This is a genomic window from Actinoplanes derwentensis (assembly GCF_900104725.1).
Taxonomy (GTDB): domain Bacteria; phylum Actinomycetota; class Actinomycetes; order Mycobacteriales; family Micromonosporaceae; genus Actinoplanes; species Actinoplanes derwentensis.
Genome location: NZ_LT629758.1, coordinates 1,585,464 through 1,601,360 on the forward strand (window position 1 = coordinate 1,585,464; position 15,897 = coordinate 1,601,360).

At 67.2% G+C, this 15,897-nt stretch carries 13 protein-coding genes and 2 pseudogenes; 5 read left to right on the top strand and 10 right to left on the bottom strand.

Translation table 11 applies throughout. The features are described from left to right. Window positions 1–78 precede the first annotated feature (78 nt). Entirely contained in the window at window positions 79–1,290 is a 1,212-nt protein-coding gene (locus BLU81_RS07120; protein WP_172890777.1) for an IS256 family transposase, read from the top strand. A gap of 143 nt (window positions 1,291–1,433) precedes the next feature. Here BLU81_RS07120 and BLU81_RS07125 read toward each other — a convergent pair. Next, window positions 1,434–2,833, bottom strand: a pseudogene (locus BLU81_RS07125) (IS3 family transposase). A 397-nt stretch (window positions 2,834–3,230) separates the two neighbouring features. Here BLU81_RS07125 and BLU81_RS07130 point away from each other — a divergent pair. From BLU81_RS07130 to BLU81_RS07140, 3 genes and pseudogenes are all read left to right on the top strand, one after another. Then, a complete protein-coding gene (locus BLU81_RS07130; RefSeq protein ID WP_157751364.1) occupies window positions 3,231–4,346 on the top strand; it encodes a tetratricopeptide repeat protein in 1,116 nt (371 codons plus the stop codon). Between the two features lie 392 nt (window positions 4,347–4,738). Beyond that, complete coding sequence (locus BLU81_RS07135; protein WP_157751365.1) at window positions 4,739–5,251, top strand: hypothetical protein; 513 nt, start codon at window positions 4,739–4,741, stop codon at window positions 5,249–5,251. 121 nt (window positions 5,252–5,372) lie between these two features. Beyond that, a pseudogene (locus BLU81_RS07140) lies at window positions 5,373–5,794 on the top strand (IS30 family transposase); the annotation flags it as partial. A gap of 384 nt (window positions 5,795–6,178) precedes the next feature. Here the strand turns inward: BLU81_RS07140 and BLU81_RS07145 are convergent. From BLU81_RS07145 to BLU81_RS50305, 6 genes are all read right to left on the bottom strand, one after another. Then, window positions 6,179–7,666 carry a hypothetical protein gene (locus tag BLU81_RS07145; RefSeq protein ID WP_157751366.1) on the bottom strand — a complete coding sequence of 496 codons (1,488 nt, stop codon included), beginning with the start codon at window positions 7,664–7,666 and terminating at the stop codon, window positions 6,179–6,181. Window positions 7,667–8,244: 578 nt separating this feature from the next. Then, on the bottom strand, window positions 8,245–8,604 hold the full coding sequence (locus BLU81_RS07150; protein WP_092542736.1) for a hypothetical protein: 360 nt from the start codon (window positions 8,602–8,604) through the stop codon (window positions 8,245–8,247). 358 nt (window positions 8,605–8,962) lie between these two features. After that, window positions 8,963–9,934 carry an IS30 family transposase gene (locus tag BLU81_RS07155; RefSeq protein WP_231954743.1) on the bottom strand — a complete coding sequence of 324 codons (972 nt, stop codon included), beginning with the start codon at window positions 9,932–9,934 and terminating at the stop codon, window positions 8,963–8,965. Window positions 9,935–10,375: 441 nt separating this feature from the next. After that, window positions 10,376–10,993, bottom strand: coding sequence for a hypothetical protein (locus tag BLU81_RS07160; protein WP_092542740.1), 618 nt, complete (start codon window positions 10,991–10,993; stop codon window positions 10,376–10,378). Next, a complete protein-coding gene (locus BLU81_RS50300; RefSeq protein WP_231954256.1) occupies window positions 10,990–11,457 on the bottom strand; it encodes a hypothetical protein in 468 nt (155 codons plus the stop codon). Before BLU81_RS50300 ends, BLU81_RS07160 begins: the two co-directional genes overlap by 4 nt. Window positions 11,458–11,532: 75 nt before the next feature. Next, window positions 11,533–12,018 carry a hypothetical protein gene (locus BLU81_RS50305; RefSeq protein ID WP_231954258.1) on the bottom strand — a complete coding sequence of 162 codons (486 nt, stop codon included), beginning with the start codon at window positions 12,016–12,018 and terminating at the stop codon, window positions 11,533–11,535. 248 nt (window positions 12,019–12,266) lie between these two features. On the opposite strand from BLU81_RS50305, the gene BLU81_RS07170 reads away from it, so the two are divergent. Next, window positions 12,267–12,806 (top strand): hypothetical protein, encoded by a 540-nt coding sequence (locus tag BLU81_RS07170; protein ID WP_157751368.1) that lies wholly within the window; start codon window positions 12,267–12,269, stop codon window positions 12,804–12,806. A gap of 53 nt (window positions 12,807–12,859) precedes the next feature. Here BLU81_RS07170 and BLU81_RS07175 read toward each other — a convergent pair whose 3' ends face one another. The 3 genes from BLU81_RS07175 to BLU81_RS07185 are packed head-to-tail and all read right to left on the bottom strand — an operon-like array spanning window position 12,860 to window position 15,896. Beyond that, on the bottom strand, window positions 12,860–14,065 hold the full coding sequence (locus BLU81_RS07175; protein WP_092542744.1) for an ABC transporter permease: 1,206 nt from the start codon (window positions 14,063–14,065) through the stop codon (window positions 12,860–12,862). After that, complete coding sequence (locus BLU81_RS07180) at window positions 14,062–14,748, bottom strand: ABC transporter ATP-binding protein (RefSeq protein WP_092542746.1); 687 nt, start codon at window positions 14,746–14,748, stop codon at window positions 14,062–14,064. Before BLU81_RS07180 ends, BLU81_RS07175 begins: the two co-directional genes overlap by 4 nt. After that, on the bottom strand, window positions 14,745–15,896 hold the full coding sequence (locus tag BLU81_RS07185) for an efflux RND transporter periplasmic adaptor subunit (RefSeq protein WP_092542748.1): 1,152 nt from the start codon (window positions 15,894–15,896) through the stop codon (window positions 14,745–14,747). The genes BLU81_RS07180 and BLU81_RS07185 overlap by 4 nt, the downstream gene beginning before the upstream one ends. Window position 15,897: the final 1 nt, after the last annotated feature.

Consider the following 15,897-nt stretch of genomic DNA (forward strand, 5'->3'; position numbering starts at 1 on the left):
TCAGGGATCACGAGCGCGCCGAAGAAGGTCACCGGAACGGACCGGACGCTGTCTCCGGAGCAGGTCGCCGTCGCGGCGATGATGGCTGACGCGAAGGCTCGCGGGCTGGAGCTGACCGGCCCGAACGGGTTATTGAAGCTGTTCACCAAGAATGTCTTGGAGACGGCATTGAATGAGGAGATGACCGAACATCTCGGTCACGAGAAGAATCGTGCCGAGGTGGGCCGGCCGTCGGTGAACGTGCGGAACGGCAGTCGCTCGAAGGTTGTCGTCTCTGATGCCGTCGGTGAAGTAGTCATTGATGTTCCCCGGGATCGGGAGGGGACATTCGAACCGAAGATCGTCCAAAAGCGCCAACGTCGTCTTTCTGAAGTGGACCAGGTGATATTGTCGCTTTATGCGAAGGGTTTGACTACTGGCGAGATCTCGGCGCATTTCGCGGAGATCTATGGTGCATCCGTTTCCAAGGAGACGGTATCGCGTATCACCGACAAGGTCCTCGATGAGCAGGCGCAGTGGTCGGCCCGGCCGTTGGACGCGGTCTACGCCGCCGTTTTCATCGACGCCGTCGTGGTCAAGGTTCGGGATGGCCAGGTCGCGAACCGGCCGATCTACGCGGCCATCGGCGTCACCCTGGACGGCTGCAAGGACGTACTGGGCCTGTGGGCCGGCGTCGGCGGAGAGGGGGCGAAGTTCTGGATGAGCGTGTTGGTCGATCTGAAGAACCGTGGCGTGCGGGACGCGTTCTTTGTGGTCTGTGACGGGTTGAAAGGCCTACCCGAAGTCGTGACGAACGTGTGGCCCCTGGCCGTGGTCCAGACCTGCATCATTCACCTGATCCGTAATACCTTCCGGCTGACGTCCCGCGCCGACGCCGACACGATAAAACGTGACATCAAGCCGATTTGCACCGCCCCGAACGCCGAAGCCGCACTCGCGGCACTGGACGATCTCGACGAGAAATGGGGGAAGAAATATCGGGCCATGATCCGGCTGTGGCGCAACGCCTGGAACGAGTTTATCCCGTTCCTGGATTACGATGTCGAGATCAGGAAAGTGATCTGTTCGACGAATGCCATCGAGTCGTTGAACGCCCGATATCGGCGGGCGGTCCGCGCCCGCGGGCATTTCCCGACCGAGCAGGCTGCGTTGAAGTGTTTGTACCTGGTCACACGCAGCCTGGACCCGACCGGAGCCGGCCGTACACGATGGACGATGCGGTGGAAACCTGCCATCGATGCCTTCGCCATCACCTTCAGTGACCGATGGCCAGGAGCCGAGACCTACTAACGAGAACGCCAAAAACACCGCTCGTGGTACACGCCCGTTTTGGCCGTTCCCCAACGGGGTCCTTTAGGGCGGGGAGAGGTCAAGGCAGAACGTCTCGGGTTGCGGCGCCTCGGAACGTGTCAAGGATTTGAGGCCAGCGAGAGTTATGCGGCTTGAGGTTCCGGCTCGGGTTTGTTGATCCAGACCTGTCCGGGCAGGTCGAGGATCTTCGGCAGGACCCGGTCGGTGCTGAACCGCTCCGGATGCGCTGCGCGGGCCGCGGCGAGGGTGTTCTCGCGGTCGGCGCGGACCGTGTGGTGGCGGCCGTGGTGGACCTCGGCGGGGGTGTGCAGGCCGATCCCGGAATGCCGGTGGCAGTTGTTGTACCAGGTCACGAAATCGGTCATGAACGTCCGGGCCTGGGCGAGGGACGCGAACCTGTCCGGGAAGACCGGCGTGTACTTCAACGTCTTGAACCAGGCCTCGCTGTACGGATTGTCGTTGGACACCTTCGGCCGGGAGTGTGACCGGGTCACGGTCAGATCTTCGAGCAGGTCAGCGACCGATTTCGAGGTCATCGACGTGCCCCGATCGGCGTGGACCACGTGCGGAACGCCGGGAACATCGAAGATCTCACGCATCATGTTCTCCGCGAGGGGCCCTGACTCCCGGGCATGGACACGGGCGCCGACGATGTATCGGGAGTAGATGTCGATCATCACGTAGGCGTCGAAGTAGGAACCTTTCACCGGGCCGGCAAGTTTCGTGATGTCCCAGCTGAACACCTGCCGCGGCGCGTCAGCGACCAGCTCCGGCCGGGTGCGGGCCGGATGCCGGGCCAGCCGGCGGCGCTCACGGACCTGCCGGTGCTCACGCAGGATCCGATACATCGTCGCGATCGAGCCGACATAAATACCCTGATCGAGCAGGGCGTCGTAGATCTGCGCCGGTGCCGCATCGACGAACTCCGGACCGTCCAGCACGGCCAGGACCCGGTCGCGTTCGGCCGGGGTCAACGCGTTCGCCGGCACCGGCTGCGGCGAACGTAACGGGCTCGGCCGACGGCGGTCGCGATCGGCGCTGGACCGGGCGATCCCGGTCATCACCGCCGCGACCCGAGTCGTCGTCCCCGCACCCGTCAACGCCTGGAAGGCGTCCATCAGCGCCTGCCGAGCCCGAACACGTCCGGACCGTCCGGCTCGCTCCTGGAGATGTCCTCCAAGAGCTCTTGCGCTTTTCCCATGATCGTCAGCGCCGTCTCCGTCCGCGCCAGCTTCGCCTGCGCCAGCTGCAGTTCCCGCCGCAGCCGTGCGATCTCGGCCTGCTCGATGCTGGGCCGCCCGACCGTCTCACCAGCCGGTTTGCCCTGCAACAACCCCGCGTCCCGGGACCGGCGCCACTCCGACATCAACGACGAGTACAAACCCTCGCGCCGCAGAAACGCCCCGCCCTGACCGGCCGCGACGGCCTGCTCGTAGCCGGCCAGCAATTCCAGCTTCTGCCCCGGCGTGAACGACCGGCGCGCCCGCGGCCCGTCAGCACGCGGACCCTTCTTGCGACCCATGACCCCATCCTGGGCCGTCACAACATCAACAGCACTACTCAACGAATCTCGATCCTGAACTCGCCCTGTCCGACGGACTTGCTATGAACCGCTGGCCTCAACTCACCCTGACAGACAGGGCCTGACTGCCGAACCCGCGCCCGTCCATCAGATCATCGACCGCTGCGCCGGCCTGCCACTGGCGCTCGCCCTGGTCTGCGCGCGGGCAGCAATCGCACCGGCCACCCCACTGGCCGAGCTGGCCACCGCTCTACGGGAAGCCGACGGCACCCTGGACGCGTTCGCCACCGATGATCCGACCACTGACGTCCGGGCCGTTCTGTCCTGGTCCTACCAGGCGGTCAGCCCGCCGGCGGCCCGGCTGTTCCGGCTCCTCGGACTGCATCCGGGCGCGGAGGTGTCCGTCGCCGCTGCCGCCAGCCTCAGCGGAGACACCGCAACCCGGATTCAGCCACTGCTCACCGAACTGGCCGCCGCCGGGCTTGTCGAAGAACACCGGCTGGGCCGCTTCACCTGCCATGACCTGTTGCGCGCGTTCGCCGGAGAACTCGCGGGTGAACGCAGCGAGCCCGTGGAGAGCAGAACCGCGATCCACCGGCTCCTCGACCACTACCTGCATACCGCCCACCGGGCTGCCGACCTGCAGTTCCCGAGCCGTACCGCCACTACGCTCGCGCCGGCACAACCCGGCGTCTCGATCGGCGCACTCTCGGACGGTCCGCACGGCGCCGCCTGGTTCACCGCCGAACACGAGAACCTCACCGCCGCCGTCCGGTACGCCGCCGCCCACCGCTTCGACACGCACGCTTGGCAGCTCACCTGGTCGTTGGCCACCTACCTGGACCGTCGCGGCCACTGGACCGACCTGCACCTCCTCGCCGTCGAGGCCACCGAGGCGGGCCACCGGCTCCACAACGACGACGCCCAGGCGAGAAGCCTACGGCTCCAGGCACGAGCCCAGCTGCGACTCGGTGACCCCTATGCTGCAGCGGACCTGCTGAGCCGGGCCCTCGCCTTCGACACCGGTGCGGCAGCCCGCGGCCACGCGTACTACGCGCTCGTCGAGGTGGCCATCGAACTGGGCGACACCGACGGCGCTCAGGCTCACCTGACCAGGGCGCTCGACGAGTTCCGCAAGGCCGGCGACGCGGTCTGGCAGGCCAATGTGCTCAGCGCCACGGGATGGCTCCACGTTCAGGCCCGACGCTACCGGCAAGCCGTGGTCGTCTGCAGCGAAGCGCTCGCGTTGCAGCAGCGCGTCGGCACTCCGCAGGAACAGGCGTCGTCGTTGGACACTCTCGGCCTCGCCCATCATCGGCTCGGTGATCTCGACGAGGCGACCGGCTTGTACGACCGGGCGATCGAGAGCTTCGAGCAGGCCGGGGATCTTCCCGGCCTCGCGGCAACCCTCACCCGCCGCGCCGATACTCACGCCAGCGCGGGCCACCCGACCGCGGCCCACGCCGACCGCGAACGCGCCGCCGGTATTCAGGAGCAGCTTCGTCTCGCATGAGGGCTGGCTTCTCGGTCCTCCTGCTCATCGTCAGGACGGCGGTAGTACCCGAGGCTGACGCCTTCGGAGAACCTCACGAGTTCTCGTCAGGCTGGCTGGCGCGGTAGGGAAGCCTGACCCCGAGGTCCGCTACGAGTTCCGCCGGCACGGTCGCGTCCTCCGGCCCCTCAAACGGCTGGGACCCGACGGCCACTTCATATCCATCCGGTGGGCTCGTCGGCGCGTTCACCCTGGCGTCGCTTCATCGACCTGCACGTCTACGCGCGGCATGCCGACGTGCTGTGCTGGCGGGATTAAGTTGATCAATGGTGGGGTAGTGGCGTGGCCTGTTTCGATCTGGAAGGCCGCCTGCCCTCGTGAATACGCACTCTTCCTGGTTGCTCCGTGCGTCCGTGACACTTGTTCTGGCCACCGCTTCGGTCACCGCGACCGCCTCGCCTGCTGCCGCGGCGGCGGGCGACTCCTTTTGGACCACCACACCAAGCCTGTTGGGGACCCCGGTCGTTTACGTCGAGGAGCATGTCGGTGCACGGTTCGACTCGGCGCTGCGTTCGTCGATCTCGTTCGTCGACAGGTACACCGGCTCGGACATGCGTCTGGGTAGATGCCGGACCGGATACCGCTGCATCCGGGTGGTCGAGAGCAATGCCACACAGGGCTACGGCGCTTGGACCAGTTGGACTTTCGGGCGGAAGACCTCGAAGATCCGTCTCTCAGGGGCACTCTCCCGCAAGGGATGGTATACGCGGCGGTCCATCATCGACCACGAACTCGGTCACGCCAACGGGGCCCCACACAACTCCCGATGCACTTCGCGGATGTGGCCCGACGACCGATGCCGCAACAATCGGCTGCCGGCCCGCACCTTCACGAAAGCCGAGCGCGTGAAGCTGGCCAGGTGGTGACCTTTCACCGACATAGACCCTGAACGGGTAGCACCCGCACGGACTGCCGGATCCCGCGGGTCACCGATGTTGTCGGTCCACCACTCGGCCACCCGGTCGATGCCGTGAACATCCACCCAGAGCCACCATCGGCACCTTGTTCGAGCGCAGCACCCGCTACGTCCTTCTCGTTCACCTGCCGCAAGGCCGTAACGCCGCCCATTTCCGCGACCAGCTCATCACCATGTTTCGACCCTTCCGGCAGAATTACGACAGTCGCTGGCCTGGGATCAGGGCGTCGAGAGGGGCCGGCATGCCGACTTCACCGCCGCTACCAGCACGCCGGTCTACTTGTGTGATGCGGCCAGCCGTTGCCAACGGGGTTCCAACGAAAACACCAACGGCCTGCTCCGCCAGTACTTCCCCAAGAGCAGCGACCTGAGCGCGCACACCGCCGACGACCCGACCGCGGTGGCGGCCGAACTCAACGACCGTCCCCGCAAGATCCTCGGCTGGGATACCCCCGTCCAGCAGTTCACCCGATTGCTCACCCAAGTCGCATGATCGAAAAATCCGCTTTTACCGAATTGAGTGCGTCCCGTTGTGGGCCCTCCGAGAGGCGCCATGACCGGGCATCTGCCCTTGTCGCAGTCATACTTGCCGTGATGAGGTTCAAGGGGTGGTGGCATGTGCTGCCAGACGAGGACCGGCAGCAATGGCTGATAGACCGGGCCGAGGCGGGACTACCTGAGGCCAAGGTCGTCTATATGAGCGCTGGTGTGCCCGGCTCGGAGACCCTAGGCGTAACGATCAACGTGCAACGGGAGGGGTGACCGGCTCTTGACGCGGCCGATCTTCTACCCCGCCGCGGCGCTTGGCGATCTCTCCCACTGGCTGCCGAGGGATGCGTGGGCGATCCACGATTAACGCACTGCCGAGTTGTGTGCGTCACAAAACGCTTTCGCCACGTTCTAGCTGGCGCCTACCGGCAATGCCCCATTGCGCCTCGACCGGCAGGATCCCCATCGTGGTCAAGGCCTCGACCACGTTGTCGGCGGCCCGTTCACTGTGCATGATGTCCCGGCTCACCTCGGGAGGCAGCAGGATCCGCTGCTCCACTCCGAGCGCGGTCGTCCCGATCACTGTCACGGCCCCGCCCTCGTCTCCCGGCTGCTTCTCGATGCTGACGGACCGGCCCTGGTCCTCGGGGTCCTGTGCCCTCCAGCGAACTTCAGCCGGGTCGCTGGTCGTGATCGCCGTCCACCCAGGAACCCGCATCGCTATCAGTGCCCGCAGGTAGATCTCGATGCCCCCATTGCCCGGCGGGAACGGGACGTTGACGGCCGCTGTCGCGGAGAAGCCCCGTGCCGGGAATACCCCGTCCACATGCAACTGGCGCACGCACAGTTCGTACTGGTCGTGTTCGTCGGCGTAGCCCAGAAAAATGCGGGAGTGGATACTCCGCAGCCGAGTGAAGCCGCCTTGATGGTTCACCTTCAGCCGACGTTGGCCGACTTTGATCAGCACGTAGCGTGTGGCTTCCTCGTTCTCCGCCGTCGGCTCCTTGACCGCGAAGGCGCCCGCCGCGAGGTCCGCCTCCGACGTCCATGACGCAGGCGCCGCTGCCCGGATTGCTGCGACGAGCACGACCGCGGCGGCAGTCTCGTCACTGTTACTCCTATCGGTGAGTGGTCCGACGCTGCGCCGCACTTCGCGGCGTTGTGGCTGCGCCCCGCTCGGCGGCAACGCCGGGTTGATGCCGAGCGCCACCCGATGTCCCGCGCGGCAGATCAGACTCTTCTCTCCCGGGATCCACTCGTTTTCGACCGCCTCCCGCAACTCGGTGTGCTTGGCCCGGACCGCGTCACGCAGCGTTGCCAGGTCCAGCGCTTCGGGGCCGCCGTCGACCCCGACGGCGAGAGCCTCGGCGAGATTGCTGGTCAACGGGTCGATCTCGCTGGTGAACAGCATGCTTCGCGCGCCCGCGAGCAGCGACACGCGGTCCGGTTCGGCGTCGACCATGCGGAGGAAGTGCGACACGGTCAACGCGAAGTCCGAGCAGTCCAGCAGCACCACCAGGCGGGTGGCCGCGCTGTCGCGCATGATCTGCGCGACGGTCGCCAGCTCGGACTGGTCGTTGATCGGGCCGGTCGCGCAGTAGGAGAACAGCAGGGTGTCGGACACCGCTGCGGCGGCCCCGCGCATCGCCTCGATGACCTCGGCCGGGGATGGATTACCGACCAGCTCCGCGACGCTCGTCATCTCGAAGGCCTGGTGGGCCGGCGAGACCAGGACCTGACTCAGCCGCTTCGTCGCCAGCTCGGCCGACTCCCAGCCGCGGCCGAAGCCATAGTCGACGTCCGGCTCGGGAACGTCACGGCCGACCAGAACGGCCCGGGAGCCGGCGAGCACGGGCAGGAGCGGGTTCCGCGTCATGACTCCATGATGAACCAGCTCCACCAGACCGCCCGGCAGGCATCGACATGAGCCAGACCCCAGCCCTGTTCACACCGCACGCCGCAACTCAACCGGAAAGGTTCAACGCGATCAACCACTGTCAATCGCGCTCCGCTCTCGCGGCATTGACCTCTACGATGTGCCCGCGTCAGGTCATCTTGGACATCCTGATGTGCCGCAGTCCGTGCGGTTGGCCACCGACTCCACGGTGTCCGTGTAGGGATCGAGGAGGAACCGGGCCACGAATGTCGGCTCGGTGATGGTCGTGTACGGATCGCCGGCGTCCATGACGTCAATCATGAGGGACAGCCTGCAACGTCCGAATCTGCCGCAGACAAAACGCGGAGCGTGCTTGGGTGCTGGTGGCGGATTGCCCATCGTGTTTTCGTGGCGGGATCCGTGTAGGGGCACCTCGATGCCGCGGAGAAAAGACTCGGTCGTCGCTGAGGTCGTTGCGGCAGGAGAGGCCGTCACCGGTCTTGGCCGTCTCTGGTCCAGGCGCGATGATCTGCGGCAGCGTGTGCGGTCCGGAAATGGGCCAGCACCGCACCGTGCTGTCAGCGGTTCGGGGTGCGCAGCACAGTGTCAAGCTTCCCGTCGCGGTCTGTGTCGAGATAGGTGAGGTCGGGCACCCCGTCACCGTCGAGGTCGACCTGCACCATGTCGGCGATGCCGTCACCGTCGAGGTCGGTGACTACCTCAATCGATCCGTCCGGGCGCCGACTGACAATGGAGTTAGCGGTGGTGGTGACTCGGCCTGCCGGTTCGGGGATGGGCGGCGTTCCGGGTGCGGAGGTTGGTAGGGGGTCGGGCCGGCTGGCGTACGCCCCGACCGGGCCGTCGGTGCCGGTCGGATCGATCTCCTCTTCAGAGGGGTAGACGTCGCCGTGCCAGGCCGGATCAGGATAGGTGCTCATCTTCCTGAGGTTCCCTGACCGAGCCGGCGGTAACCGTTGGCGCAGGAAGAAGCACACCGCTGTGCCGAGTACCGCGCCAACCCGGTTGCAGGGGTCGTACGCCCGAGCCTGGCAGACCGTTTGACCAGTACCGGAACGATCACTTCGCGGAAAGTCCAGAACACGCTGCCGCAACGTTGTTTGGTGTACGGATCTGCCGCTGATGACGCACGGTCGGTCATTGGCTTGGCCAGTCGGCACACGCGGTCAACGTGCCGGGCTTCCCTCCAGGAGCACACCCGTCCGCCCGCATGTTGCACATTTCTGCGCATTCCACCATGAAGGATCTTCGCTGTGGTCGACGTAGCAAGCGGCAGATTCAGGCAGTCGAAGCATTTGCCTCTATGAGTTCGGCGAATATCTCGGAGGGCTTCTTCCAATTGTGGATCTTACGGGGTCGGTCATTGATTTCGGAAGCCACCATTGCCAGGTATTTCGGATCTGATGTGATCGGGACGCCTTTCGGGAAGTACTCGCGCAGGATGCGGTTCGCGTTCTCGTTGCTGCCGCGCTGCCATGGTGAGTGCGGGCGGGCGAAGTAGACCGGCAGTCCGGCGGCGGTGATGCGGGCGTGTCCGGCCATCTCGGAGCCGCAGTCCCAGGTCAGCGAGCGGGCGATCTGTGGCGGCAGCGTTCCGGCGGCGGCGATCACCGCGTCGCCGACGGTCAGCGCGTCGCGTCCGGTCAGCGGGACCAGGACCAGCATCCGGGAGGTCCGCTCGACCAGGGTCGCGACTGCGGACCTGCCGGCCTTGCCGATCACGAGGTCGCCTTCCCAGTGGCCGGGCACCTGCCGGTCCTCGACCTCGGCGGGGCGTTCGTCGAGGTAGCGGGGCTCACGGATCCGCGGGGCCGGGGCCGGGCGGGGGCCCGAACGGCGGGCGGTCCGGCCGGTGCGCAGCTTCAGCAGTTCCCGAGCCAGGGTGGACACCGGCTGGGCGTAGACCCACTGGTAGATCGCTTCGTGTGACACCCGTACAGCCTGATCGTCGCGGTAGTCGCGCGGCAACCGGCCCGCGATCGACGCCGGCGACCAGCCGCCCTTGAGCAGCTGCGTGACCACCGTCCGCAGCCGTGATGACCGGTCGACCGCGTACGCCTTCGGCCGCAACCGACCGGTCAGCGCCGACTGGTCCGCAGTCACGGCCCGGTACTCCGCCCGGCCGCCGTGGCGGGCCACGTCCCGTGAGACCACCGACGGGTTCCGGCTGATCAGCCGGGCAATCTCCTTGAATTCCAGGCCCTCGGCCAAGCCACGGGAGATCTCTTCACGATCGACCAGGGTCAACATGTTGCGCACGGCGGGCATCCTGTCCCACCGACCCATCAAGATCAAATGCTACGACTGACTGAACTCGCCAGCCTCTTGGAAGTTGTCACCGCAAGAACATTCGGTCCCGCTCGGACTTCGATGCAAATGATGACTGGCGTGTCCTGGCCGGTCCGGCGTGAGCGGCCGGCGCCTCCAATTGATGCGCTGGCCCGCCCGCGCGTGAGCACGGGCAGCCATCGACTCTTCCCAGGTGCTGGCCATCGCGTCACGGTAGCGCTCCAGCAAGATCATTTCATTCTGCTGCCGCATACAACGCGCGGTCCGGGCTCAGCGCCACCGCACGCCGGCCCGTTCGACAGCACTCACCGTAGTCGCCCTCGGTGATACAGCGGGGTTGAGCCGCGGCTACGCCGACGAGCGACGGAGGTTGAACGGCAAGCCGTGAGCTGTGAGCTGCGGTCATGGGCTCTCGGCGAGGCGGGCCAGGGACGTTCGGGCGCTCTCGATCAGGGCGTCGCCGAGCGCGTCCAGGTCGTCGCAGGGACGCGACGGTATGTCGGCGTCGGTGCCGATGCCGGTCCGGAACAGCAAGTTCGAGTCGAGCACCTCCACGCTCGCGGAGCACACATCCTCGCCGTCCACGTTTCTCGCCTGCACGGTGAGGCGCGCGGCCCGTCCCAGATCCGGTACCTCCCGCGGGTTGCCTGTGGTCTCCTGGTTTCTCCAGGCAAGCCACGCACCGACCGCGTTGATGCTGTAGTCCATCTGCACCGAGCCGTAGCTGTCCCAGATACCGTTCTCGTTCTCGACGACGTAGGTGCAGGCGCCAGGCGTCAGGGACGGTTGCGGTCGCAGCTTGGGATCGCCGAGCCGAGTGGCGACGGCCGTAATGTCGAGACGAGAACAGGCGTCGCCGGTCTCACGGTAGCGTTCGTCGTTCCATGCGTGGGCGACCACGCCGCCCGCCGCGACGAGTGCGAGGATCGTCGCGGACGAGAGGGACGCGCCGATCCAGGCCGGCGCCAGGCTGGGCCGGGACGGCGGCGGGTCCCAGAACTCAGTCGAGGTATCGATCACCGCGAAACGGTATGCCACTCGGCGGCGGCGTGTGGACCTGCCTCGACTCCGGGTGGCCTGGCGAACAGGACCGCCATGAATACCAGGGCACAGACAACGGCAGTGGATGCCGGTCGAACCCACAGCAGGGTCTGTGCATGTCGCGGTGCTATTGAGAGGTTTTGCGGCTCTGAACAGCACGCCGAAGATCGGCGGACCACGCCGTACTCACCTACCTGCCGCAGTAATCGCGCGTTGCTTTGCGGGGTCGGCGGTACGGATTCACTTCTGTGGTGCACGACGCGTTTGCCGATGGTGGCGCTCACGCCGGGTTCAACTTTGACTTGGCCATACAGGGAGTCGTCACGTTCTCCGGCGTCGTCATACATGCTGGCCCGGACGATTTTAAGGATGATCTCGTCTACAAAGGGGCCGCCTTGCCAATCGAGAGCCGCTTCGGTGACGTGCTCCTCGGTGTCGATCACCGCGCCGGTGAGCGCGTCGACGTCGACGGTGAGCCTGCTGACGCCTTCGGCGCCGGTTCCTCGTACGGTCGTCTGTCAGGCGAGTTTGGCGGCGGCACCCTCGGCGGCGACCACGACGAGGCTGGTGCCCTCGACCGCGGTGACCTTCTTCAGCTGCTTCTTCGCCACCGTGGCGGCCGCTGCGGCGGTCAGTGTCGGGGTGATCGACAGCTCGCCGATCTCGGTGGATTGGGCGACCGAGGTGTAGACGGGCTGCCCGCCCGGGTCGGTGACGACGACCAGGTCGCCACCCTCGACAGGCAGGCCCTTGTAGGTACGGTCGTAGGCGACGTAGTTCAGGCCCTCCGCCTGGTACACCTGCTTCTGCTTGAAGGCATCGTGACCACTGGCTTTCAGTACGGCGGGGCGGCCGGCGATCAGGGCGTCGGCCTTGGCGGCCGCGACTGTGGCGTCGACCGGTCCGGAAGGCTGGGCTGTTGCCGGGGCAGTGACCGCGAACAGGGCTGACGCGGCGACGGTGCCGACTGCCAGCGAGATGGCCAAGGGGGTTCGGCGATCCACTCTGGAACTCCTCTTCCGCCCGGGGTGAGGGCGGGTGCAAGGTCCCGGGGCGCTTGAGGAGTTTCATTCATAGATGCAGATGTTTCGAATTAGGGGAAACCCTTGTGCCCAGCGTGGACGGCCGGGCGGAGGCTACTGCTTCCCGCCACCGCGTCAGGGCTTCGGGAACCTCACGAGTTCCTAAACATTGCTCGGCAGGCTGGCCAGCGCGGTAGGGAAACTCCCGCCGTATCGGACAGGAGGTTTTCATGCGTCGGAGTCTGGTGACCGTGGTCGCCCTGACTGCACTGTCGGCCTGCGGGTCGTCGCCTGCGACCACGACAGCCGCGCCGCCGAAAGTGGCGACGTTGCAGAGCGCTGCCGCTGCCCAATCCAGCGCCGCGCCGAAGAAGGAACGGCCCCGGGAGACGATCGGAATGACCGCGGAGGACCAGGAAGCCCTGCTCGGGCCCTACCTGAAGTGTATGCGGGAGCAGGGCTACGACCCGATACTCGCCCGCAAGAACGGCGACAGCGCCAACAGTGCGGCCGGTGATGAGGCCAACCGGATCTGCGAACCCCAGTACCTTCCGCTGCCGCCGTGGGAACGCGACCCGGCCAACCCGGAAGCCCGCGATTTCGCCGTCGGCGTTGTCAAATGTCTGAAGGGCAAAGGCGTCGAGTACGTAGCGGTCGGCGACGACGGCGTCGGTATCTCCCTGGGCGGTGACCAGAACGACTCCCGTTCGATCAGCCTCGGCCTGGACCACATGTCCGAATGCGAACGCGAAGTCGCGGCCAAGTCCTAGCGCCTGCCGTCCGTCTGGCCGCCGCCCGAAAGGCGGCGGCCAGACGGCGTTGTTCAGGCGGCCGCCAAAGCCTGAGTCGGAGTCAGCCGGGCCGCGCGCACGCACGGGTAGACGCCGGCGAGAACGCCGATGACGATCGCGCCGCCCACGCCGAAGGCCGCCGACTGCGCCGGAAGCACGACCGGCCAGCCCTGCCAAGTGGCGTAGCCGACCGTGGCCAGCAGGCCGAGTACCGTCCCGGCCGTTCCGCCCGCCGTGGCCAGCACCACCGACTCGGTGAGGAACTGGCTCCGGATCTGGCCACGGGTGGCACCCAGAGCCCGGCGCAGGCCGATCTCCGAGCGGCGTTCCAGCACTGAGACGACCATCGTGTTGGCGACTCCGATCCCGCCGACCACCAGCGCGACCGCGGCCAGCGCCAGGAACAGCACCGAGAAGTTGCTCTCGGTGGCCCGTTTCGCGGCCAGCGCGTCCGACGGCCTGGTGACGACCACCTGGCCCGGTCGTTCGGGGTGGATCGATTCGGCGAGCACCGCTCGTACCGCCTCGATCTGGTCCTCCTCGGCTTGGAGGTAGAGAACCGTGGGATGGCCGTCGAAGCCCAGTTCGGAACGGGCCGCGTTCCATCCGACCAGCACCGACCGGTCGATGTCCGGCGACAGCGGGGTCGGCGCCAGGATGCCGACCACGGTGAACCAGCGCTCGCCGACCACTACCTGTGGGCCGGACCCGGCTGGCGGCAGGCTCGTGATCCCCAGCCTGGTCGCCGCCACCGAACCGAGAACCACTGCGGGGAAACGTTCGGTGGCCGCCGTCAGCCACCAGCCCGTCTCGACGTGCGCGTTGATCACCGGTAGCAGGTCGACCCGGGCCGCCAGCACGGTCAGGCCCTTGCCGTCGGTGGGATCGGTGCGGTCGTTACGGCGTACCAGCGAATGGGTGTTGCCCACCGCGCTCGCCGCCTGCACCGGGCCGATCCGCCGGGCCATGGCCACCGCCGACTCCGGCAGCTGGGCCGGCGGATCCTGATCCGGTGCGGGCATCGCCTGAAGTGTGTTCGTGCCCAGCGCGGCCAGCTCCGCCACCAGCGCGGCCTGACTCGACGCGGGGATACCGGTCACCACGATCATGGTGGCGATCCCGATCGCGATGCCCAGCCCCGACAGCAGCGCCCGGCCGGGCCGCGTCCGCAATCCGATCAGCCCGAGAGCGAGCAGATCACCCAGCGCCAGCCGGACCGGCTTGATCGACCCGGTCATCGCATCGCCTTCCGCACCAGACGGCCGTCCCGGATCTCGACTCGTCGCGGCGCCGTGGCCGCGATGCCGGCATCATGGGTGATCAGAACGATGGTGACGCCCTCGGTGTTCAAGCGTGTGAACAGGCCCATCACGGCCTGGCCGGTCACGGTGTCGAGTGCGCCGGTCGGTTCGTCGGCCAGCACCAGCGACGGCCGGTTGACCAGGGCGCGGGCGATCGCGACGCGCTGCCGTTCGCCGCCGGACAGCTGATGCGGCCGATGCCCGGCCCGGTGTGCGAGCCCTACCCGGTCCAGTGCCCGCAGGGCGCGGGCCGCCCGCTCCCGGCGGGGGACACCGGCGTAGAGCAGGCCGGTGGCCACGTTGTCGGCGGCGCTCAACCCGTCGGCCAGATGAAACCGCTGAAACACGAACCCGATCTCCCTGGCCCGCAGCGCCGACAGCCGCCGGTCGCTCAGCGCGGCGACGTCGTGCCCGGCGATCCGGACGCTGCCCGAGGTCGGCCGGTCCAGGGTCCCGATGATGTTGAGCAGTGTCGACTTCCCGGATCCCGACGGCCCGACGATGGCCAGCATCTCCCCGGCCCGGACACACAGATCCACCCCGGCCAGTGCGGTGACCCGGCCCGGATAGACCATGCCTGCCCCGCGAACGTCGAGTACCGGTTCACCGGCGGGGGTCATTCGGCCACCGCCACTTCGGTGTCCTCGGCCAGGGCCGGGCCGGCTATCTCGACCCAGCCCTGGGCGAACATTCCGGTGGTGACCGCTACCAGGCCGGTCGGTGTCTGGACGGCGTAACCGCCTTCACTCAGGGCTATCAGAGCCTCTACCGGGGCAGCCAGTACATCGGTGCGGATCTCACCGGCGAAACCGACCTGAACGTCGGCAGAGTCGATCTTCGAGATGGCAGCCGGGTTGTTCACGATCACCGTGACGGACAGACTCGGGGCCTCACTGCCGACGGAACCCTCCGGTGTGCTCAGGGCGCGGCCTACCGAGAGCACCCGCCCAGGTGTGCTCTTGTCGTCGGGGAGGGTCACGGTGACTTTCGCGCCGCGTTCGATCGATGCGGACTCGGCCAGTTCGGCAGCCACGGTGATCACCTTGCGGGTCGGGGTGACCGACATGAGCGGGCCGTTCGCCGATGCGCCCGGCTGTACGAAGACCGAGTCCACCCGTACCGCTCCGGAAAGGATTTCGACGTCGCCGACCGCGACGGCACCGGTCACCGGCAGACCGAGATCCTCCTGCCATTTCTTGATCGCCTTGATCATGCGAGCAGTGAGCACCCCTTCGTCGCTGCGAACCGTCACCCGTGGCGGCCGCACCGCTGCCGCCGCCGAGGCTGTCTGGGAAGGTGGCCGGACCCGTTCGCCGGGGGAGGGCTGAGGACCGATCGGGTAGCCGAGAGCGGTCAGGTTCTCGGCGATGATCCGTACGTCCCGGCCGACCAGCCCCTCACCGGTCAGGGTCCGGTACAGCGGCATCTCCCCGTAGAACAGCGGCACCGGCCGGTCGTCGGCCCGGTACAACTGGCGGCCTCGCCGGATCTGAGCGCCCGCCTCCGGAAGCCAGGTGACTGTCGCTTCGCGGTGGCCGGCGAGCGCGCGCGGAGTGCCGTACCCAATCGTTCCGGTCATGGTCTTGGAAGTGTTGAGGTCGCGTCGCGCGAGCTTGACGGTGGTGGCGGTGGCGGCCGTCGGGGGTGTCTCCGGTGGCCGGGTGGACGACTGCCGGACTGCCAGGAAAGCGGCCCCGGCGACCAGGATCGCGATTCCCGCGGCGAGCCGGCGCCGGAAGCGCGGCGGGGCATCGTGGTTCTCGAGCATG

Bases quoted from the DNA above. Each gene is read 5' to 3' on its own strand.
- BLU81_RS07175 (WP_092542744.1), bottom strand. From the start codon at position 14,065: ATGACCGGGTCGATCAAGCCGGTCCGGCTGGCGCTGGGTGATCTGCTC.
- BLU81_RS07155 (WP_231954743.1), bottom strand. From the start codon at position 9,934: ATGTTGACCCTGGTCGATCGTGAAGAGATCTCCCGTGGCTTGGCCGAG.
- BLU81_RS07120 (WP_172890777.1), top strand. From the start codon at position 79: ATGATGGCTGACGCGAAGGCTCGCGGGCTGGAGCTGACCGGCCCGAAC.
- BLU81_RS07145 (WP_157751366.1), bottom strand. From the start codon at position 7,666: ATGACGCGGAACCCGCTCCTGCCCGTGCTCGCCGGCTCCCGGGCCGTT.
- BLU81_RS07180 (WP_092542746.1), bottom strand. From the start codon at position 14,748: ATGACCCCCGCCGGTGAACCGGTACTCGACGTTCGCGGGGCAGGCATG.
- BLU81_RS07170 (WP_157751368.1), top strand. From the start codon at position 12,267: ATGCGTCGGAGTCTGGTGACCGTGGTCGCCCTGACTGCACTGTCGGCC.
- BLU81_RS07150 (WP_092542736.1), bottom strand. From the start codon at position 8,604: ATGAGCACCTATCCTGATCCGGCCTGGCACGGCGACGTCTACCCCTCT.
- BLU81_RS07185 (WP_092542748.1), bottom strand. From the start codon at position 15,896: ATGCTCGAGAACCACGATGCCCCGCCGCGCTTCCGGCGCCGGCTCGCC.